This window comes from Pseudoalteromonas sp. APAL1 (genome assembly GCF_021532475.1).
In the GTDB taxonomy this organism is placed as follows: Bacteria; Pseudomonadota; Gammaproteobacteria; order Enterobacterales; family Alteromonadaceae; genus Pseudoalteromonas; species Pseudoalteromonas lipolytica_C.
On record NZ_JAKGAW010000005.1, the window covers coordinates 106,171 to 127,144 of the forward strand.

Genomic DNA, 20,974 nt, shown 5'->3' on the forward strand with positions numbered 1-20,974 from the left:
TTTAATAATTGATACAATCATTCAGGTTAGATTAGGAGTTTGTATGAAAGTATCGTTTGAGCAATTAAAAAGCATGGTGGTGTTTGCCCATATTGTGCAGCAAGGCAGCTTAACTAAAGCGGCTCAACAACTTGGTTTATCAAGGGCCGTTGTCAGTTACCACTTAAAGAAATTAGAACAGCAATTAAAGCTGACGTTACTTAATCGCTCAACGCGGACCATGACCCTCACCGAAGCAGGGATGGCTTATTACGAACGTTGTCAGGCTATCACCGAGCATGCTGAGGCTGCTAACTTACACCTTGAAAACTTAAAGAGTGAGCCCGTTGGGGTTATTAAATTGAGTTGTCCGGTGAATGTTGGCTTACAACTTGTGGTACCGGCACTGGCCCAGTTTAAGCGTTTGTATCCAAAAATTGATATCGATTTACAGCTCAGTGATGATGTGGTTGATATCATCAAAGAGGGCTATGACTTAGCGATTAGAGGCGTAGCCCTTGAGAGCTCAAATCTACAAGCCACTAAGTTTGCAAGTCTGGCGACCTGCATATGTGGCTCAGTCGATTACTTTACAAAATACCCTATACCAAAGAGCATTGACGATTTAGCTGAGCATACGTGGGTGGTGTATCAACCAAGTAGTGCCATTGTCACACTCGAAAAAGATAAACGCCGCTATGAGGTGCCTGTTAGTGGTGGCATAAGTACCAATAATGCTGCTGCGCGAACAGCTTTTGTTGAAGCTGGGCATGGTTTAGCGAAGATCCCTGTTTATGATGCACTGCCAAGGATCAAAGCGGGATTGTTACGGACAATCTTAGATGATTACAAAACCGCAGATATTGAGCTTTTTGGGGTGTTCCCGCCAGGGGCGGCGGGAAGTAAAAAATTGCGGGTTTTACTTGATTACTTGAAAGATTATTTTACTAATCAAGTTGCTACTATGACAATTTAAACCAGTGTTCTGTTAAATAAAGCAACGGCTTGTTGATACATGCTGATCGCAAGGGCTGGGTCGTATCGGTCGCCTTCGTCGCGCATAAAGGCATGTTGGGCGTTAACCTCTTGCCACTGGTAATTAATTCCTGTTGCCACCGCTTGTTGGTAAATTTTAAGGCGGCCTTCTTTTGGTACATGTGGGTCTTGTTTACCCCAAATAAAAAGAATTTCACCTTTAATATCTGCCATGCGCTCAAACGAGTTATTACCCGCTTGTGCAGGCAAGGTATCGCTGTGTATATCTGTCGCGTATAAACAAAAAGCGGCCTTGATACTTGGGTTTAATGCAGCACGGTACGCGAGGTGACCACCAATACATACGCCCATGGCACCTACATTTCCTGTGCAGTAATCTTGCTGACGCGCAAATGCAATTAAAGCGTCAGTATCTGAGTCATGGCTCTCAAGCGGTTTTGCCCATTTGTCGGCATTGCCTTTGTCTTTACCTGCATCATCGTAGGCAAGTACCGTCCCAATAGGATTTAACTCATGAAAAACTTCTGGCACTAATACGACAAAGCCATGACCAGCAAGTATTGCAGCAGAGCGCGCAATCGGCGCTGTTTCTTGGAAGATCTCAGAATAGAAAATAACACACGGGTATTTACCTTCTTCAACAGGACGATAAATGCTGGTGCGCATTGCGCCTGTGTTGGTTGCTATGTCGTGGCTATGGTGCTGAATAATCATGTTAATCCTTGTAAAATCGGTTTAGCTAATAATACCTCAGCCCCACCTTTTGGACGAGTCAAAGCCCTTGAAATTTATTGATGCTCAGTTATTTCTTTGAGGCAGGGTACTGCATACAGCTTGCGTAATAGGTAAGAGTAGCAGGCCAGTCAGAGAAAATGGCCATCACACCCACTTGCTTAGCAAGGACGTCTATTACATTCATCATTTGCCCGTCTTGTTTAATCACGCTGGCAATTGACTGGTAATAATAACCCCCGCCATTATTTAATGGACCAGAGCGCTCTAAACTCCAAGTAATGATGTTCAGCCCGGCTTGTTTAGCTTTAATAGCATAAAGTGAAGGCACAATTTTACCTGACTCATCAAGGCTTAAAAGCATCCACATTGGCGGTGCGATAATGCGTACTCCATCGTTATACAGAGCTTGCATTGATGGCTGCCAAGTTGTTTCATCCATCGCATCAAAGTGTGCTTGCTCATCTCTGCCATCAAGATAAATACTGTTGTTTGCAAATTCAGGGTGATTGTTTAGCCAATACTTCACATCTTCAAGATTAAATGATTGCGGATAAACATCTTGGCTATTCACACCTAAAGCTCGATACTCATCAAGCATTTTTTGCGCATAATCTTGCTGACTAAAACCGTTAAATGGCATGCTAACTTCTGGGCTTTTTAGCTCGGGCGTCATTTTTACACCTAGTGATTTAAATAACTCAATGCTTTGCTGGTGGGTCATTACGGTACCACTGTTTGCGTATAAATCAGTGCGCCAGCTTGGTGTGCCTTGCATATACTCTGCGACCGTTTTGGCATTTGCATTGGCGCCATCCATTTTAGCTTTTAGGGTTAAAAACTCAGCTTGGGTGATATCGCTGGTGCAGCATTTAGCCTGAGCTGGTTGGCCGTCTTTGGCCGGGGTAAAAGGTTGGCTGCATTTTGCTGCGAGCTCAGGAATAGCTAAAATGTTGGTAGTGGTGTGTAAATCACACTGTGAATGACGACACACGAGTTGTTTGTCTTTTGTAAAGGCGACGTCACATTCGAGTACGCCAGCGCCCATTCTTGCAGCGGCTAAATATGACTCTTTGCTGTGCTCAGGAAACTGCATGGGGGCACCGCGATGACCAATTACAAAATCAGTTTTGTAAAAAGGGCCATTACCGCATGCCGCAAGTTGCTGCTTTAACGGCCCATCAGGCATATTGTCGATTAAATAGTAAGGCCTAGCGCCAACTTGCACTGCCTGCTCATCAGGCAGACTCTTACAACCTTGAATAATGAAAACTAAACAACATAAAACCAGTGCGCGCATAACAGCATTCCTCTAATCTAATAGAGTTTAGCCTATCATTGCTCCATGGCAGTTTTATTAAGTTTCTGATTTATAATAAGTGCTAATAAGATAATCGCTGCGCCAATGGCAAGCTTGATGATATCAGCATCACGGTTCCAAATAACAATGTTAACGATGATCCCAGCTGGGATCAGTAGGTTATTCATTACTGCCAGCGCACCTACATTGACGATGGTCGCGCCCTTGTTCCACGCGAAATAACCAAGCCCTGAAGCAATCGTGCCTAAGTAAATTAACACGCCCCATTGTGTCGTTGTGGTGGGTAGCTTACTGGTATCACCAAATAAGCCGTAACAAATCAGTGCGACAATTAAAGCACCAATAAAGAACCAAGCAAACACTCTAGAGTGGGGGAGTTGCTGATCTTGCATTAAACGTTTGTAAGTTACTTGCCCAGTGGCAAAGCAAATATTAGCAGCCTGAACCATTAGCATACCAATGAGATAGTTTTCATCGACGCCTTCATAGCGAATAGCAACGGCGCCTAAAATAGCCAGTAATGCGGCGAATAAAAACTTGGCATTAAAGCGTTTTTCAAGCAAATCGTTTAACAGGGTGATGTAAAGTGGCGTCATAACCGTAAATAGCAGTACCTCGGGCACACTAAGGTACAAAAACGAATGGTAATAAAAGCAGTACATCACACCAAGTTGTACTGCGCCTATTGCCATGAGCTTTAGTGCTAAGGCTTTAGGGGTTTTACGCCAGTGTAAAAAGGGCAAAAATACGCAAGTTGCCAAGCCAATACGCATTAACACACTAAACCATGCATCCACTTGGCCTGCTAAATAAACACCAATAAGACTAAACGAAAAGGCCCAAAGCAGGGTTACAGCAAATAAGTAGGTCATGTTATTCGAGTTATGTGCAAAAAGGGCAGTGTATATGAGATGGCTGAAAATTAAAATTGCCCATGACGGATAATACGCGGTCATGGGCAATGGGGGGGTTAGGGTTGGCTGGCAACAAAGGCTTTTGCTTGTTGCTTTAATAGCTCGAGTGCGTTGCTATCGTAAAACGTGCTGTGCGAGACAACACCCTTTAGTGTTTGTGTGTTACGAATATCAATAAGTGGATTTTCTGAAAGTAAAATGAGATCGGCTACTTTCCCTTCGGTAAGGGCACCGTATTGCTGTTGTTTATTTAAAAACTTAGGCCCCGCAAGAGTTGCAGCTTGCAGTGTTTGTAGTGGAGTTAGGCCATATTCAGTAAAAATACTCAGTTCTTGGTGCAAAGAAAGCCCCGGATAAATATACGAATTTAAAAAGCCTGCATCTGTGCCTGCAATAATGCTCACACCTGCTTGTTGGGCGATAGGGAGTAACTGGGCGGTTTTAATAAAACGCTCTTTGCGCTGTTTGATTTGTGCAGGGGTGTCTTTGTTAGCCCTATCAACTCGCCACTGATAAGTTGCTTTTAAACCTTTACCTAAATAATCTAAATAGGCATCGTCTTGATGATTGTCTTCATCAATGTAAGCCGTTATTTTGCCACCAATCAAGGTTGGCACCACGGCGGTGTCGTTGTTAGCAAGAACCGTAAACTTCTCAATGGCTGTTGGTTCATCAAACTGCGCGGTGATAATGGGCAGCGCAGTGCGATAACTCAGCTCTTTTGAGGCAACCTTTGCGGAAATATCCGATTCGTTTTTAGCTGCAGCTTTAAGCATATAGGTCATATGCTCAATCGCATCAAGACCCGCCTTAGAAACATCAGTTACAGACAACGAAAATGGGATATGACCTGAAATTTGGTAACCCCGTTTTTTAACCTCTTTTACTGCCTTAAGATAAAGCTCAGGCGTTAAAGCGCTGTCGGTAATTTTGATAAAATCGACGTCCATGCTGTCTAACAGATCCATTGCAGCATGCATTTCTGCGGTTGTTTCTACTTCTAAATCACCGGGCCAAATAGACCCTTTACCTTCTAATTTCGGGCCAGAGGTAAAAATAGTTGGGCCCACTAACTGACCTTGTTTTACTTGTTCACGCCAGCTAAGTACAGATTCACTCAAATCAGCCGCAGCATCACGAACGGTTGTTACGCCATAGGCTAAATACAGTGGCAGTAGCTGTTTATTCTCTTCAATAAGCTCATCACCACCGCCAAAATGGACATGCATATCCCATAAACCTGGCATGACATACTGACCTTTTGCATCAATAAATGTTGAGCTTTGATATTGGTTACTTAAAGGTTTATCACTACGTTTGATGATGATCCCATCGCGAATGGCAAGTGATTGCTTTGCTGTGATATCCCCAGTTTGCATATCAATAATTTGGGCGTTTTCTATCACGATATCGGCGCGCTCATCTGGGGTTGATGAACATGCAGCTAAAGCTGAGCAAAGTCCTAAAAGTAAAGCGTTTTTCATGTGTGAACTCGTGTTTTTCTTTGAGATTAGCAAAAACGAGTTAACTGACAATTGCTTTGAGGTGAATAGGAATAAAAGCGGGGTGAAAATTAAATTAATAACTAAAAAGTATGAGGGTTTCCCCTCATACTTTAAATAACGGTGTGATTATTCAACTAAACCACGACGCTTTAATAGTGCGTCTGTAGTTGGTTTTTGGCCACGGAACTCAATATAGCTTTGCATTAAGTCGCGGCTGTTACCTTTAGATAAAATCTCTTTACGGAAATTGTCACCATTTTCGCGTGTTAAACCACCTTGTTCAGTCATGTGTGCAAACGCATCTGCTGCGAATACTTCAGTCCAAAGATAAGCGTAGTAACCAGCTGAGTAACCCCCAGCAAAAGTGTGGCTAAAGTAGCAAGACTTATAACGTGGTGGTACTGGGTAGTACGCGATACCGTGCTTGTCTAATGCATCATGTTCAAACTTTTGTACGTCAGTGATATCAGCATCAACACCAAATGAGTGCCATTCCATATCAAGCAGTGCCGCCGCTAAATACTCAGTAGTATCGAAGCCTTGGTTGAACTTTTGTGACTCAAGTACTTTTGCAAGTAACTCTTTTGGAATTGGCTCACCTGTTTTGTAGTGCTTGGCGTAGTTTGCAAGTACTGTCGGTTCAATATTCCAGTCTTCGTTTGCTTGTGAAGGGAATTCAACAAAGTCACGTGCAGTCGCTGTACCCGCTAAGCTTGGGTATTTAACATCAGAGAATAAACCGTGTACAGCATGACCAAATTCATGGAACATCGTTGTTACTTCAGAGAAAGTCATGAGTGTTGGTTGACCTTCAGCTGGCTTAGGAATGTTCTGTGCGTTGTAGATCACAGGCTTGGTGCCTTTTAAACCGCTTTGGCTAACATAGGCGCTCATCCATGCACCACCTCGTTTACCTTCACGTGCATAAGGGTCCATATAGAACAGGCCGATAGCGCTACCGTCTTCATTGAATACTTCAAACACCATCACGTCTTCGTGATAAACAGGCAGATCTTTTCGCTCTTTGAACGTAATGCCATAAAGTTTATTCATCGCAAAGAATAGGCCGTCATGGATCACTGACTGCATTTCAAAGTAAGGCTTAACTAAAGCTGGGTCTAAGTCGTACTTCTGTTGACGAACTTTCTCAGCATAAAACGCCCAGTCCCATGGCTGTAGTGCAAACGTTTCACCTGATTTTTTGATTACTTGCTGGATTTGTTCTGCTTCTGCTTCTGCTTTAGCAACCGCTTTTGGCGCTAAATCATCAAGAATGCCGTAAACGTTTTCAGTTGTTTGTGCCATACGGTTAGTCATCACATATGAAGCCCAATCTTTATAGCCAAGTAATGCTGCTTTTTCTGCACGTAACTTGGTTTCTTTAATGATAATAGGGCCATTTGTTGCTTGTGCACGCGTTGCAGATGTAGTCCAAATTTTTTCACGTAGCTTGCGGTTTTCAAGGCTTTGTAAGATAGGTTGGCGAGTCGTGTTCACTAGTGTGATCATGTAGCCTTCTTTACCTGCTTTTTTGGCTGCTGCCGCAAGGCTTGCGATTTCGCCTTCAGATAAACCTGCTAACTCGCTTTTATCTTTAACTAAAATCACATCTTCTTTAAATGATTTTAAGATGTTTTGTGAAAACATCGTTGAAAGCTTGGCAAGCTCTGCGTTTATTTCACGCATTTTTGCTTTTTCAGCTTCAGTTAGTTTTGCACCCGCGTTAACGAATTTTTTGTAGTAGTAATCAACAAGGCGTTGATCTTCAGCATTTAGTGACGATTTGTTGTCGTAAATGCTTTGTACGCGAGCAAATAAAGCTTTGTTTAAGTAAATGTCATCAGTGTGAGCTGACATAATCGGCGCCATTTTCGCGGCGATACGTTGGTACTCACTGTCAGAGATTAAACCCGATAAATTAAAAAATGCCGCAGAAGCGCGGTCTAATAATTCACCCGAGTATTCCATTGCAACAAGGGTATTTTCGAATGTTGCTGGCTCTGGGTTATTTGCAATCTTTGCAATTTCAGCTTTTTGTTGTGCGATCCCTGCTTCAAACGCTGGCTCATAGTCTTTAGTCGAAAGCTTATCAAACTCTGGTGCCATGTACTGTAAAGGGCTTGGCTTAAAAAGAATATTTTCAACATTGTCTGTTTGTGTTTCAGCGGCTGTTTCAACTTGAGTTTGAGTGTCAGCTTGTTGTGAACTACAAGCAGATAATAAAAGAACACTAGCAATGGTGGTTGCTACTAAGGTTTTACGCATGAGAGCTCCAAAAATGTGGATAAATCTTCTCTAACTTATCAAATTTATAAGTAGAAAGAAGCAAGTTTGTCGCTTTAATAGGTAAGTATGCCGCAAAAAAGAGTGATTCAGGGATAAAGTGTTTAAAAAGCCATCAAATAAAGGTGATGGCTAGCTTAAATTGAAAATGGCGCTGATTGCCAAATTAGATTTTTGTTAGAGTTAACTGGCATTGATCAGTTGTAGCCCAACACAAACTTTTTCTCTGAACCAAAGTTTTCAGGCATTGCATTACCAAATTCTTTATTGATTAGTGCAAGTGTCTGTTCTTGTTCAGCAAGTAAGTTCAAGATGCGGTTGCGATATTCTAGACTTGATTCAAATAAGTTTAAATCAACCAGTGGTTGTAAAGTGGCAAGTTTTTGTGTGAGTGTCATTTGTGACATTGTGTTCTCCTCGTGCTATTCAAAGCCTGCTAAACCTACAAGCTTTACCTATGTATATAGCAGCTATGGGCTAAAAGAGTTAATAATTAGCGCATTTTGCGCATAAAGAACTTAGTATTTACCAAGTTTTACCCTATTATGCCGTGCTAAACTTAGTCAAAACTGAATCAAACTCTCTTTTTACCAGGAATGTTAATTTATGACCTTTGCTGATCTGCAATCTGCATTATCGTTTGTGTTGTTCACCTATAACGACGTGCAAATTACCGTACTTAAAGTAATTCAAGTGCCTCTGGTGCTGTTTTTAATGTGGTTTGTGGTCACATGGATAGGTCGATTAATTAAAAAAGCATTGTTGGCAAAAAACCTAGGGCCAGACACAGTTCATTTATTCACCCGTATTTACCTTGTTGTAACTATCGCGGTGCTGGTGTTTACTTCACTTGAGGTACTCAATATTCCGCTAACGGCGTTTGCATTTGTCTCTGGTGCCATTGCAATCGGTGTTGGTTTTGGTGCGCAAAACATTATCAATAACTTTATTAGTGGTTGGATACTAATGTGGGAGCGACCAATTCGTATTGGTGATTTTTTAGAAGTGGGTACAGCAAAAGGAGTGGTTGAAACTATTAATACTCGTTCAACTCGTATTCGCCGTAACGATGGTGTGCACATGCTAGTACCAAATAGTCACTTGCTAGAGAATACTGTAACAAACTGGACCTTGATTGACCGTAATGCTCGTTCATTTGTGAATGTTGGTGTTGCTTATGGTTCAGACGTGGTGTTAGTTGAAAAGCTGATGAAGCAAATTCTTGATGAGCATCCTGCCATTTTAAAAACACCGGCATCATCTGTGTTATTTGATGACTTTGCAGATAGCTCTTTAACTTTTAGCGCTATTTTTTGGGTGTGTGCCGAATCAGAAGCACCGCTTCGCCAAGTGCGTAGTGAACTGCGTTTTAGCATTTATAAAGTATTTGCTGAAAACAACATTACCATTGCGTTCCCACAGCGCGATATTCATATCGATGGTGAAATTGCCCTAACAAGGCGTAATAGTCAAAAATAAAAAAAGCGGCTTAGCCGCTTTTTTTATGCTTGTTCATTAAGTTTTTTAAGCTTGAAGGCTAGCAACACCATCATAATACCAAACACGATGGCATAGCTTGCAACTAGCCAAAGTAGGGTAATTATGCCCGCACCCGGGTTAAACATCAGGTAACCACCAAAGATAATTGAAATAATACCGCTGCCAATTAGTAGCCATTCGTTAGTTATCTCTTTACGAAGTTTGCTGGCTATTGCAATTTCAATTACCCCTATAGCAATTGCCCACGCAGCAATAAAGTACAACATTAAAATAGCAGTCACATTCGGTGCAAACAGAGTAACGAGTGCTGCGGCAATTGATATCAAGCCACCTATTAATAGCATCCACCAAAGCGGGTTGTCTTTTTTAGATGCAATTGCAAGCCAGGTTCGAATGGAACCATCTACAAAGAAGTAAGCGGCAAATATAAACATTAATACGGCTAAAGAGGCTTGAGGTGCAAACCAACCACATAAACCAAAGATAATGGCGATAGCCCCATGAATAAGTAAAGATGACCAATGAGGGATCAGTGAACTTGAGATCTGCATTATATTTTTCCTTTGCTAATGTTCCTTTATAACTAACATTTAGCTGACTGCTTGCATAGGTATTTAATTATTTTTTGTACAGTTATCCAAACCATGCTCTAATTTATAGGATAAAATTTGTAATCGTATTTAATGTTTTTCGAACAAGGAATGATGTGTGAAGAGTTGCGCTAACAAGTTTCCGCTATATTTAGCCAGTTTATCGGTGTGGTTATTGGCATTGTTTTTTAACCCAGTATTCGCTACAACACCTGAAGTAACCGTGAAATCGCTCATCGATAAAGATAGCAAAGAACAGCAAGAAGAAAAAAAGTCCCCCCTTCAAGTTGAAGAAGTAACAACCACTGTCGCTGACCCCAGCGTTGAACAAGGTGATGATCAGCCATTTGATGCCTTTGATCGACTCACCCCACGAAGTGCCATGCAAGGTTACTTAAAAGCTGCTCGAAACCGTGACTTTGAACGTGCGAAAAATTACCTTGATTACAGAAACCTGCCGCAAGAGGTGCTAGCTGTAGGTCAATTACAACTTGCAGAAAACCTTTCAGTCGTGCTTGATCGCACGTTGTGGGTAGATGTAGATAGCTTAAGTAATAAACCCAAAGGGAAGCAAAAAGAAGATGTGCCAAGCTATCGCGACTTAGTGGGAGAAATTAAAACATCTGAAGGAAAAGTGCAGGTTTTATTACAGCTTGTGCCCGATGAAAAAACAGGTAACCGGATCTGGAAAATCTCTAACGCTACCGTTAGTCAAATACCTCTTTTAACCAAGGAGTTTGGCTATAACTTGATTGGGGAATGGTTATATAAGCATTTGCCTGATTTAGAATTTTTAGGCGTAATGTTATGGCAATGGATTTATTTTGCTTTTTCATTTGTGTTGTTTTTAGTTGCAGCGATTGTCATTACTCGGCTAATTACTTTTGTGCTTGGACATAAAAAGGTAGCGGTTGAAGACGACGTCTTGAGCTTTGTAAATGGTCCTATTTGTTTATTACTTGCAGTATTACTGTCACGTTCATTAAGTGATCAGTCTAATGTCACTATTGCGGTGATGGCTCTATTTCATGGTGCAACTGTGTTACTTATTGCCTGGGGGTGGGTGTGTTTGCGCGCTGTTGATTTAGCAAAGCATAGGTTAAGCCAACGCTTTATAAATCAAGATAAACCACAAGCTGTATTTTTATTGAGACCTGTTAGCAATGTTGTAAAAACGACGATCGTTATTTCGTTGCTATTTGTGTGGTTTGAAAATCTAGGCTTCAATGCAACAACCTTATTAGCAGGTTTAGGCATTGGCGGCCTTGCCATTGCTTTGGCTGCGCAAAAAACAGTCGAGAACATTATAGCGGCTATTACAATTTACATTTCGGCTCCGGTTAAAATTGGTAGTTTGTGCAAATTTGGTAATCATCTTGGTACGATTGAAGAAATAGGGCTAAGGGCTACGCGTATCCGCACCCTTGATCGCTCTGTTATATATGTTGCTAATGCTAAATTTATTGATATGCAGCTTGAGAATATTTCTGAGCGTGAGCGTATTTCTTATCGACCTAAACTGATGCTTAGCGCTAATACCCAACAGCAAAACTTACAAGCTTTTATGACAGCCCTTCGTGAGCTTTTAGAGCAGCACCAGCATATTGCATTTGAACCTTGTAGAGTGCGTTTTAAAGGGTTTACACCTTGGGCTTTACAAATTGATGTACTAAGCTACGTAGAAACGGTTGACTTTGCATTTTATATGGAAGTAATTGAAGAGTTAAACCTTGCTATTCTAGGATTATTAAATGAGCATAATTGTGAATTGGCTAATCCAGAATTCGCGCGCGTTGGTGAATAGTTACTGAAAAAGGGTTAAATGAAAGTGGCTCTCATCTGTACACAACGCCTACACATTGTCGTGATTATTTGCACAGGACATATGTCCGCTTTGTTGAAAAATAATTGCATAAAATCTTCTAAATGCGGCGATGTTGCCGCTAATTGTTGTAAAAAATTTGTATATTTATAATTTTTAATGCAGTAAAAGTGTCATAAAGTGTTATAATCGTCAGCGTTCGTTCAGCCTCTTTACCTCGTTTTGCACTCTCGATTAAGAGGTCCGCGCAGCTTATTACAAGGCGCGAAAAATTGGCCGAGCCCGTCAAATGAATTGACGCAACATCATCACCGTTGAATAAGAGTGCATAAAAAAGGTTAAAACCCGACATGAAAGCAATGAAAAGATCTACGTTAGCAACACTTATCAATGCAACGTTGTTCTCTGCCGTAGCAGGTACTTCATTTTCAACTCTTGCTGCAGACGAAGCACCAGCAGCAAAAAACAACCAATTAGAAGTTATTCAAATCACTGCGCGTAAACGTGTAGAGAATGCACAGGAAGTACCTGTAGCAGTATCTGCACTACAAGGTGACAGTTTAGACGCTTATAGCTCAGCTGGTATGGATATTCGTTTTATGAACGCGAAAATCCCAAGCCTATCAATCGAATCTTCGTTTGGTCGTTCTTTCCCACGCTTTTATGTTCGTGGTCTAGGTAACACTGACTTTGACCTAAATGCCTCTCAACCAGTTTCGCTAGTTGTAGACGAAGTTGTTCAAGAGAACGCAATTTTAAAAGGTTTCCCTGTATTTGACGTAGCACGCGTAGAAGTTCTACGTGGTCCACAAGGTACTTTATTCGGTCGTAATACACCGGCTGGCCTTGTTAAATTTGATACAGTAAAACCATCACAAGAATTTGATGGCTATGGCTCAGTTTCTTACGGTAGCCGTGGCGCAGTTGATTTTGAAGGTGCTGTTGGTGGTGGCTTAACAGACCGTTTATCAACACGTGTTTCTGTTCTTTGGCAAGAAAAAGACGATTATATCGATAACCGTGCACCAGGTTTTGAGCAAAATGACGTATTAGGTGGTTACACTGAGAAAGCAGCACGTGTTCAATTCTTATATGAAGGCGACGATTTCACGGGTCTTTTCAACTACCATGTACGTGATATGGATGGTACACCAATCGCATTCCGTGGTAACGCTATCAAAGCAGGCACAAACGATTTAGCTGATAACTACGAGCACGATGTGGTTTACCACGATGCTGCTTCTCGTGCGACACAGCAAGTTGAATCTCAAGGCGCAAGCTTAAAGCTTGAGTGGGATATCAACGATTTAACTCTTACGTCAATCTCTGCATGGGAAAGTGCTGAAATCTATTCTCGCGCTGACATCGACGGTGGTTACGGTGCAAGCTACTTACCAGATATGGGCCCAGGTTTTATCCCGTTCTACTCTGAAAGTGCTGACGGTATTCCAGATCAAGACCAATACACGCAAGAACTTCGTTTATCTAGCAACTATGCTGGCGACGTTAACTTCCAAGTAGGTTTATTCTACTTTGATGAAGCGCTAACAATCGAAAACTTCAGCTACGATACATACGGTTCAACGCCAGGTGAGTTAAACGGCTATGTTATCCAGCAACAAGATACCAAAGCATGGGCGGTATTCGGTTCATTAGATTACACAATCACTGACGACTTAAAAATCACTGCGGGCCTTCGTTACTCAGATGACGAAAAAGAATTCTCAGCAGACCGTACTTTAAGCCCAATTGGTGGTAGTGCGTTATACCTTACAGAAAATCCAAGTGACGACCACGTTAGCTGGGATTTATCTGCTAACTACAAGATCAACGATGACGTAAACTGGTACGCGCGTGTTGCTAACAGCTTCCGTGCTCCAAGTATCCAAGGTCGTATCTTATTCGGTGACGAAGTAACCGTTGCTGAGTCTGAAACTGTGACGTCTTTCGAAACAGGTATCAAGTCAGATGTTCTTGACGGCCAAGGTCGTGTAAATGCAACTGTGTTCTACTACACAATGGATGACCAACAATTAACTGCTGTAGGTGGTGGTGCAAACTTCAACCGCTTAGTTAATGCTGATAAGACAACTGGTTACGGTTTTGAGTTAGACACTGAGTGGGTATTAACTGACAACCTAAACGCTACATTTAACTTAAGCTACAACAACACTGAGCTTGACGATAAAGACTTAGCTGTTGACGTATGTGCGCAGTGTACTGTAACAAACTCATTAAACAGCGCAGGTCAAGCTATCCTTGATGGTAACAGCTTACCGCACGCACCTGAGTGGATCTCAAACTTAACTTTACGTTATAGCCGCGAAGTTGCTGACGGTGAATTCTTCACTTACGCTGACGTGTCTTACCGTAGCGAAATCAACTACTTCTTATATGAGTCAGTTGAGTTTGAAGGCAAGCCATTAACTGAAGTTGGTTTACGTGCAGGTTATGCTTGGGCTGAAGGCGACTACGAATATGAAGTGTCAGCATTCGTACGTAACATGTTCGACGAGCAGCAATCAATCGGTGCTATCGACTTTAATAACAACACAGCAATGGTGAACGAAGAGCGTTACATCGGTGCTGAGTTCAAAGTAAGCTTCTTCTAAGCTGAAATTAAAAGCCTATTAAAACCCGCTGTATAGCGGGTTTTTTCGTTTATAATCGCGTTTGTAACTGCTAAAGTGGCAGGATTAATTTAAGAGAAGAGAATTTCTATGGCTGGATTTTGGAACTACCGCGTTATTTTTTGTGAAGCAACAAAGGATGAAGCGGCACAATATCAAATTCATGAAGTTGAATATAACCTCAATGGTAAAGTAACCAATTGGTCTGAAACAGGAGCTGCTCCGTTTGGTCACACTGTTGAAGAACTAGAAGCAGATGCTGAGCGTTTAAAAACGGCTTTTTCTAAACCGATTTTAAAAGTAGTTAGAAAGCAACGAGGCTATGAGCTGGTCGATGTAGAAACAGGCGAAGAAGCGTTTGCTGAACCTCCGGCAGGCTTAACCGAGTAATTATATTGAATTATTTAAAGGTGCCATAGGCACCTTTTAGTTTTTAGATCGTAAAAGGAATGAGGATGACTTTAAAAGCGGTTTTGTTTGATATGGATGGCACTTTGGTAGATTCAGAAAGTGTGCATTTTAATATTTGGAACGACTTATTAGCACCTTTTGGTGTGCAATATGATGAGACTACGTTTTGTCAGCGCTTTTCTGGTAGGCCAACCCTTGAAGCAGCTAAAGAGGTTGTTACCAACTATCAACTTAACATCAGTCCAGAGCAGCTAACAGATGATAAATATGCTGCATTTGGCCGTTTTGTCAGTACAAACTTACCAACTTTCATGCCGCACGCAAAAGCTGTGCTAGAGCAAGTAAAAGCCAGTGGTTTAAAAATGGCATTAGTAACAGGCAGTGCAAAAGATGAAGCCTATCCTATTTTAAAAGGCTACGGCATTTTTGATTGGTTTGATTGTGTGGTTACCAAAGATGATGTTAACAATCCCAAACCTGCTGGCGATCCATACCAATTAGCGCTTGATACGTTAAATATCACGGCCAATGAAGCCGTCGCAGTCGAGGATACGTTTACCGGTGTTACAGCCGCTAGCAACGCTGGTGTTGCTGTGTATGCATTGCCTAATCACTTTACCCAAGAGCATGATTTTAGCAAAGCGGCTGGGGTGTTTAGTGATTTGCATGAATTTTATAAATGGCTAGAAACTAAACTATAATTAAACGGCTATTGCTAAACAGTTATTTTTAAGCAGTAATAACCAGTTAAAACTCAGAAATTTGCAAGGAAGCAATGATGGTTATGTTCACTCGTGCATTGGTATGCGCAATCTCGTTACTTTTGGCTTTCTCAGTAAAAGCTCAACAAGCTCCCTCAGTACTTTTGGCAAACGTCTATGAAGCCGAAAAGGTTAATGTATCTGACTATTTAGTTAGTGAAAAATATGATGGTGTACGTGCCATATGGACAGGTAAGCAATTAATTACCCGTAATGGTAACCCTATTAATGCTCCAACCTGGTTTACTGCGCCACTGCCTGATATATGGTTGGATGGTGAACTTTGGACCAAGCATCAAGATTTTGCCAAGGTCAGTGGTATTGTGCGAGCGCAGCAACCTGTTGATAGCGAATGGCAGACCGTTAGCTATCAAATTTTCGACATGCCAAATGCCGAGTTACCATTTAGTAAACGCTATGAAAACTATTCACGCTTAGTTAGACAGCTAAATAGCCCATATATAAAAGCAGTTGAACAGAAGCACTTTGATAATAATCAACAGCTTAGTATGTTTATGGATGAGTTGATTGCACAAGGTGCCGAAGGCGTTATGCTGCACTTAGCAAAAGCGGAACACACCGCGGGTCGCAGTAATGTACTATTAAAATTGAAGCCTTACCTGGATGCTGAGGCTGTTGTCATTGAACACATAGCAGGAAAAGGTAAATATAAAAATATGCTTGGGGCGCTAAAAGTACGCAACAATGAAGGGATTGAATTTAAAATTGGCTCTGGATTTTCTGATCTGCAAAGAAAGTCTCCTCCAGCGATTGGCAGTACGATTACTTATAAATATCATGGTTTTACAAAAAATGGCTTGCCACGCTTTGCCAGCTTTTTACACGAAAGGCCATAGCGTCATTCAAAAATGGCCGCGACTGTGTTAAATTTCGCGGCCTTTTTAATGATGTATAGGTGGTAGTATGTTTGCAGGCTTTGATTATGGTAGTTCAAATTGTGCAATCGGTGTTTTAGATAACGAGCAACAAGTGTCTTTAGTACCGCTTGAGCAAGGCAAACAGTATTTACCATCAACCCTTTATACTCATCACAGTGCGTTGGTTGTTGATTTTGTCGCAAAACACCTTGCTGGCAGCCCATTTGAGCACGACTTTAAAACTGAGCGTCAAGCGCTTTTAAATACCATCCCTCGCATTAAATCCGATTTAGATATTCAAGCTGGTGATGACACCTTATTTATTGGGCGAGAAGCGATCAGTGAATACGTGCAATTTCCTGAAGAAGGTTACTTTGTAAAATCGCCAAAGTCGTTCTTTGGCGCTGTGGGCTTAAAGCAAGGGCAAATTAATTTCTTTGAAGACATTGCTACAGCGATGATTTTAAAAATAAAACAACGCGCTGAGCAATCACTGCAAGAGTCATTAACAGAAACGGTAATTGGGCGACCGGTAAACTTTCAATCAGTAGGTGGTGAAGAGTCTAATCAACAAGCGCTGGGTATATTAGAGCGAGCGGCAAAACGTGCTGGCTTTAAAGAGGTCTCATTTTTGTATGAGCCATTAGCGGCAGGGATTGATTATGAAACCTCATTACAGCAAGACCAAAAAGTATTGGTTGTCGATATCGGCGGGGGTACTAGCGATTGCTCATTTGTACAAATGGGGCCTAGCTTCCGTCAAAAACAATGTCGTGACAATGACTTTTTAGCTCACAGTGGTAAGCGTGTGGGGGGGAATGATTTAGATATTGCGCTGAGTTTTCATGGTTTAATGCCATTGCTTGGTTTAGGCACAGAGTTTAAGTCTGGGCTGCCATTACCTAATCAACCGTTTTGGCAAGCATGTAAAATCAATGATGTGAATCTACAAAGCCAGTTTTATAGCGATGCCCATCATCGTGAGTTATTGACTCAGCTGCGTGAAGTTAAAGAGCCAGCGCTATTTAAACGCTTAATTCAATTGCAGCAAAATAAGCAAGGTCACCAATTAGTGCAGCAAGGTGAAGCGGCAAAAATTGCATTGTCGTCAGCGAATGAATTTACCACAGACTTACATTTCTTAGATTCTGAATTAACTCAGTGTTTGACCTTAAATGATTTAGCCTTAGCTGTTGATGACTCGATAAGCCAAATAGTGAGCTTAGCTAAACAAGCGATTAAAGAGGCAGGCACAACGCCAGATGTCATTTACTTAACGGGTGGTAGTGCGCAATCACCTCTGATCAAGGCCGCGTTAAAATCCCATTTAGGTGATATTACTATGCTGAACGGTGATCACTTTGGTAGTGTTACTGCAGGTTTAACTAAGTGGGCGCAAAAGCTTTATAGCTAATAGCCCCCACTTTGAGATATCGACTTTAAGAATTAAAGAGTCACTTGGCGCGTTGCGAGGTATTTTTCGTAATCTGGCAGCGTGCGGCACAGCTCTGCTTCCATCATAGGTGAACTTAATAGCATATCGGCACTGACTTCATTACAGGCAACAGGAATATTCCAAACCGCAGCTAAACGCAGTAATGCTTTTACATCTGGGTCGTGAGGCTGCGATGCAAGTGGGTCCCAGAAAAATACCAACATATGCACTTCATGCTCAGCAATTTTAGCGCCGAGTTGCTGATCGCCACCCATTGGGCCACTTAATAGCTTTATCACTTCAAGCCCTGTAGTGCGCTCAATTAAATGACCCGTTGTGCCAGTACCGTAAAGGGTGTGCTTACTTAAAACATCTTGATGCTTTTCACACCAAGCTTGCAGCGCTGCTTTTTTACCATCGTGGGCAACGAGGGCTATATTTTTTTTGGCGGGGAGGGCTTGTTGTTTTTGTTCCATAAGTGCTCTTATATCAATAGGTTAATTGCTAAGGCAATAAATACTATGCCCGTGATCCGATCAATCCAAATTTGGGTTTGTGGATGCTCACGAAAATAGCTGGCTATCTTATCGCCGAAATAAATATACGTGCAGTCGATTGGAAAAGCAAAAAGCGGGTAGAGTAAACCAAAAAAAGCGAGCTGAAAGGTCGTTGAAGATAAACTTGGATCAACAAACTGTGGAATGAACGCAATAAAAAATAAGGCTACTTTCGGATTGAGGACCTCAGTCATCATCGCTTGAAACATCACATTTTGCTTTTTACTGGTGCTCACATGAGGTTTATCTTCACAGTGCGGCTCTGGCTGACTAAAGGTGTCCTTTAGTGTGATGATACCTAAATAACAAAGATAGGCGGCACCAAGGTATTGTACCGTTGTATACGCGACACTAGAGGCTTTAAGAATTGCGGTTAAGCCTACGACTGCAAAAAAGGTATGCACAACGCCACCGAGTGCAAAGCCAAAGGCACTTTGCATTCCGGCTTTACGGCCATTGGCAAAAGTTTGCGCCATTAAAAATGCATTAGAAGGGCCGGGGGCTACGGCAATTAAAAAACTGGCGCCTAAAAACGACAGTAACGATTCTGGATTAATCATTGGCACAAATTAAAAAAGCTAGGTAGCTGATTTTAACAAGCTTATTAAAAAAGAAAAAGCGGGCATTAATGCCCGCTCATATTGGTTTGGGGAAAGTTTTAAAAAACCACAGTGCTATTGTTTGAACAAACAGTTGTGCTTTGTGCTTCACATACTTGGTATGTGTAACTACCACCGCCTTTTGTTGTGATGGTATCTGTGTAGCTATTTGTGTTTGCTACAGAACCTACCAAAGTACCATTACGGTATACATCAACAGTACTAGTCGCTGCGCCACTCCAGCTTAAATCAACATAGGCTGTGCCTTTTGATTTATAACCAGATGCTGAAAGGCTAACTTCATCACCACCCGGTGTTGGATCGCCACCATTATTGCCGCCAGCACAGCCATTTGCAGTTAAATATGCATCCGCATCGGCAGCTTTAACAATACCGTGACCAAAGTACACATCGTGGCCAGCTGCGCCTTGGTCTTGTGCTGTTGCTTTTAATGCGTCACGAATTTCTGTACCTGTACACTCAGGGTGATTTGACCAAACAAGTGCTGCGATACCTGAAACGGCAGGTGTTGCCATTGATGTACCACTCATGAAACCGTAGTCACTAGTACCGATGGTAATATCAATCGTTGTACTTGCAAGCAGCGCTGAACGGTCTTCAAGTGCAGCACCTACAGCAGGAATCGTTGTATCGTTGGTATCACCTAATGTAGCGTATAACATGCCCGCTTCGTTATTGATGATAACAGCACCAATACCACCTGAGTTTTCACAGTTATTTACTTTGTCATAGAATGAGATATTACCGCGGTCAATCATACAGATTTTACCAGCTGCACCAGAATCAATGCTCTCAGCAGTACCCATGTAATAAGCAGTACCAGATGCATTACCTGAGTTTTCCATTGACGATGTTGCAAAGCCCGCGCCATCAGCAGCTAAGCTTGCAGAAGTTGCCATGCCTGCAGGGTAAGTAGACAGTGTATCAACACCACCTGCTGTCACTTCAACGCAGATAGTTTCATCTGTAGTAGCGCGTTTACCACGACCTGATGTACAGCTAGGAAATTGCGAGAAATCTGCAATTTGATTGTTCGCATCATTTGCACCAACCATCATTACAGATGAATAACCAGCAGGGTACGAGCGAACGCTGTTACCATCGTTACCCGCCGCCGCAACAACAAGACCGCCTGCATTAGTGAAATTAGCAAAGGCGTTAGACTCTGTGCTATTTGCACCACCACCACCTAAGCTCATGCTGATGATATTTGCGCCTGCTTGAGAACATAAATCCGCTGCATGTGCTAAATCAGAAGAATAACCCCAACCTTCGGCATTGAATACTTTGATGATATGCATTGCAACACCCGGTGCCATACCCACCACACCGATATTGTTATCTGCAGCACCAATTGTACCTGCTACGTGAGTACCATGAGGGCCACCATTATCATACCAGTTACCTGTGCCACTATCGTTGTCACCCGTGATATTACCCCAAATGAAGTCAGGGTTTGATGCATCAAGACCTGAGTCAATAACACACACCTTCATGCCCGCATTAGCATCAAAGGTTACTAGGTCTGCTTGTGATTGGTAAACTGCGTAAGGCGTTAATTGCTGCTGCATTGCATTACCAGCATCATCGTTATAAAGCGCCATTGGTACACGTTTTTGGTCTTCTTCAATCAGTTTGATATGTGGGTTATTAAGCAAGCCTTTAATGCTTGCTAAATCTTGACCGGTAAATTGTGCTGCAATAAAGCCATTACCGTCGACTTTTATATCACCGCCGAGTTTTTTAGCGAGTGCTTTAACTACGCCTTTTTTGTTGTTATCTACTTGGATGATGAAGCGATCGTTTGCTGCATTTGCTGTACCCGCAGCACAAAGGCCACTTAGGATTAGAGCTAAAGCTAATTTATTCTTTTTCATAAATAGTATCCCTGACATATTGTTTGGTTAACTTTGCGTTAACGAGACCAAACAATAAATTAACGAAAGTATGGGTACAAGGTAAATTACTCAGAAAAACGGAACAATTTATTCTATAAAAAGGCTTTTTATAGTTTATTGGTATAACAGGAAGTCTAAACGG

General features: G+C 41.8%; 18 protein-coding genes. 8 read left to right on the forward strand and 10 right to left on the reverse strand.

Features of this window, described 5'->3' with window-relative positions:
- Positions 1 to 43: 43 nt before the first annotated feature.
- Positions 44 to 955, forward strand: a complete 912-nt coding sequence (locus L1264_RS04330) for a LysR family transcriptional regulator (RefSeq protein ID WP_199527021.1) — start codon at positions 44 to 46, stop codon at positions 953 to 955.
- Here the strand turns inward: L1264_RS04330 and L1264_RS04335 are convergent.
- The 6 genes from L1264_RS04335 to L1264_RS04360 all read right to left on the reverse strand — a co-directional run bounded on the left by L1264_RS04335 (position 952) and on the right by L1264_RS04360 (position 8,137).
- Positions 952 to 1,689, reverse strand: coding sequence for a dienelactone hydrolase family protein (locus L1264_RS04335; RefSeq protein WP_199527020.1), 738 nt, complete (start codon positions 1,687 to 1,689; stop codon positions 952 to 954). The genes L1264_RS04330 and L1264_RS04335 overlap by 4 nt on opposite strands.
- An 88-nt stretch (positions 1,690 to 1,777) precedes the next feature.
- Complete coding sequence (locus L1264_RS04340; protein WP_199527019.1) at positions 1,778 to 3,007, reverse strand: glycerophosphodiester phosphodiesterase family protein; 1,230 nt, start codon at positions 3,005 to 3,007, stop codon at positions 1,778 to 1,780.
- Positions 3,008 to 3,042: 35 nt separating this feature from the next.
- Positions 3,043 to 3,900, reverse strand: coding sequence for a carboxylate/amino acid/amine transporter (locus tag L1264_RS04345; protein WP_199527018.1), 858 nt, complete (start codon positions 3,898 to 3,900; stop codon positions 3,043 to 3,045).
- 98 nt (positions 3,901 to 3,998) lie between these two features.
- Positions 3,999 to 5,426 (reverse strand): amidohydrolase family protein, encoded by a 1,428-nt coding sequence (locus tag L1264_RS04350; RefSeq protein WP_199527017.1) that lies wholly within the window; start codon positions 5,424 to 5,426, stop codon positions 3,999 to 4,001.
- 147 nt (positions 5,427 to 5,573) lie between these two features.
- Positions 5,574 to 7,712 (reverse strand): M3 family metallopeptidase, encoded by a 2,139-nt coding sequence (locus L1264_RS04355; RefSeq protein WP_199527016.1) that lies wholly within the window; start codon positions 7,710 to 7,712, stop codon positions 5,574 to 5,576.
- 215 nt (positions 7,713 to 7,927) lie between these two features.
- Entirely contained in the window at positions 7,928 to 8,137 is a 210-nt protein-coding gene (locus L1264_RS04360; RefSeq protein WP_135925694.1) for a hypothetical protein, read from the reverse strand.
- A gap of 199 nt (positions 8,138 to 8,336) precedes the next feature.
- Here L1264_RS04360 and L1264_RS04365 point away from each other — a divergent pair, with 199 nt between their 5' ends.
- On the forward strand, positions 8,337 to 9,209 hold the full coding sequence (locus L1264_RS04365; protein ID WP_135925693.1) for a mechanosensitive ion channel family protein: 873 nt from the start codon (positions 8,337 to 8,339) through the stop codon (positions 9,207 to 9,209).
- A gap of 23 nt (positions 9,210 to 9,232) precedes the next feature.
- Here the strand turns inward: L1264_RS04365 and L1264_RS04370 are convergent, their stop codons facing one another.
- The gene (locus L1264_RS04370) at positions 9,233 to 9,781 is read right to left on the reverse strand and encodes an HdeD family acid-resistance protein (protein WP_135925692.1); all 549 of its coding nucleotides are present in this window, start codon (positions 9,779 to 9,781) and stop codon (positions 9,233 to 9,235) included.
- 157 nt (positions 9,782 to 9,938) lie between these two features.
- On the opposite strand from L1264_RS04370, the gene L1264_RS04375 reads away from it, so the two are divergent.
- From L1264_RS04375 to yegD, 6 genes are all read left to right on the forward strand, one after another.
- Positions 9,939 to 11,624, forward strand: a complete 1,686-nt coding sequence (locus L1264_RS04375; protein ID WP_235403677.1) for a mechanosensitive ion channel family protein — start codon at positions 9,939 to 9,941, stop codon at positions 11,622 to 11,624.
- A 368-nt stretch (positions 11,625 to 11,992) separates the two neighbouring features.
- Positions 11,993 to 14,254 (forward strand): TonB-dependent receptor, encoded by a 2,262-nt coding sequence (locus L1264_RS04380; RefSeq protein WP_199527015.1) that lies wholly within the window; start codon positions 11,993 to 11,995, stop codon positions 14,252 to 14,254.
- Between the two features lie 108 nt (positions 14,255 to 14,362).
- Positions 14,363 to 14,662 (forward strand): hypothetical protein, encoded by a 300-nt coding sequence (locus L1264_RS04385; protein WP_135925690.1) that lies wholly within the window; start codon positions 14,363 to 14,365, stop codon positions 14,660 to 14,662.
- A gap of 65 nt (positions 14,663 to 14,727) precedes the next feature.
- On the forward strand, positions 14,728 to 15,384 hold the full coding sequence (locus L1264_RS04390) for an HAD family hydrolase (protein WP_199527014.1): 657 nt from the start codon (positions 14,728 to 14,730) through the stop codon (positions 15,382 to 15,384).
- A gap of 83 nt (positions 15,385 to 15,467) precedes the next feature.
- On the forward strand, positions 15,468 to 16,301 hold the full coding sequence (locus tag L1264_RS04395) for a DNA ligase (protein ID WP_199527032.1): 834 nt from the start codon (positions 15,468 to 15,470) through the stop codon (positions 16,299 to 16,301).
- Between the two features lie 67 nt (positions 16,302 to 16,368).
- Positions 16,369 to 17,736 carry a molecular chaperone gene (gene yegD / locus L1264_RS04400; protein ID WP_199527013.1) on the forward strand — a complete coding sequence of 456 codons (1,368 nt, stop codon included), beginning with the start codon at positions 16,369 to 16,371 and terminating at the stop codon, positions 17,734 to 17,736.
- Between the two features lie 32 nt (positions 17,737 to 17,768).
- Here the strand turns inward: yegD and L1264_RS04405 are convergent, their stop codons facing one another.
- From L1264_RS04405 to L1264_RS04415, 3 genes are all read right to left on the reverse strand, one after another.
- Positions 17,769 to 18,233 carry a methylglyoxal synthase gene (locus tag L1264_RS04405; RefSeq protein ID WP_199527012.1) on the reverse strand — a complete coding sequence of 155 codons (465 nt, stop codon included), beginning with the start codon at positions 18,231 to 18,233 and terminating at the stop codon, positions 17,769 to 17,771.
- A gap of 8 nt (positions 18,234 to 18,241) precedes the next feature.
- Complete coding sequence (locus L1264_RS04410) at positions 18,242 to 18,874, reverse strand: LysE family translocator (RefSeq protein ID WP_138558859.1); 633 nt, start codon at positions 18,872 to 18,874, stop codon at positions 18,242 to 18,244.
- Positions 18,875 to 18,972: 98 nt separating this feature from the next.
- The gene (locus tag L1264_RS04415) at positions 18,973 to 20,811 is read right to left on the reverse strand and encodes a S8 family serine peptidase (RefSeq protein ID WP_135925685.1); all 1,839 of its coding nucleotides are present in this window, start codon (positions 20,809 to 20,811) and stop codon (positions 18,973 to 18,975) included.
- Positions 20,812 to 20,974 lie beyond the last annotated feature (163 nt).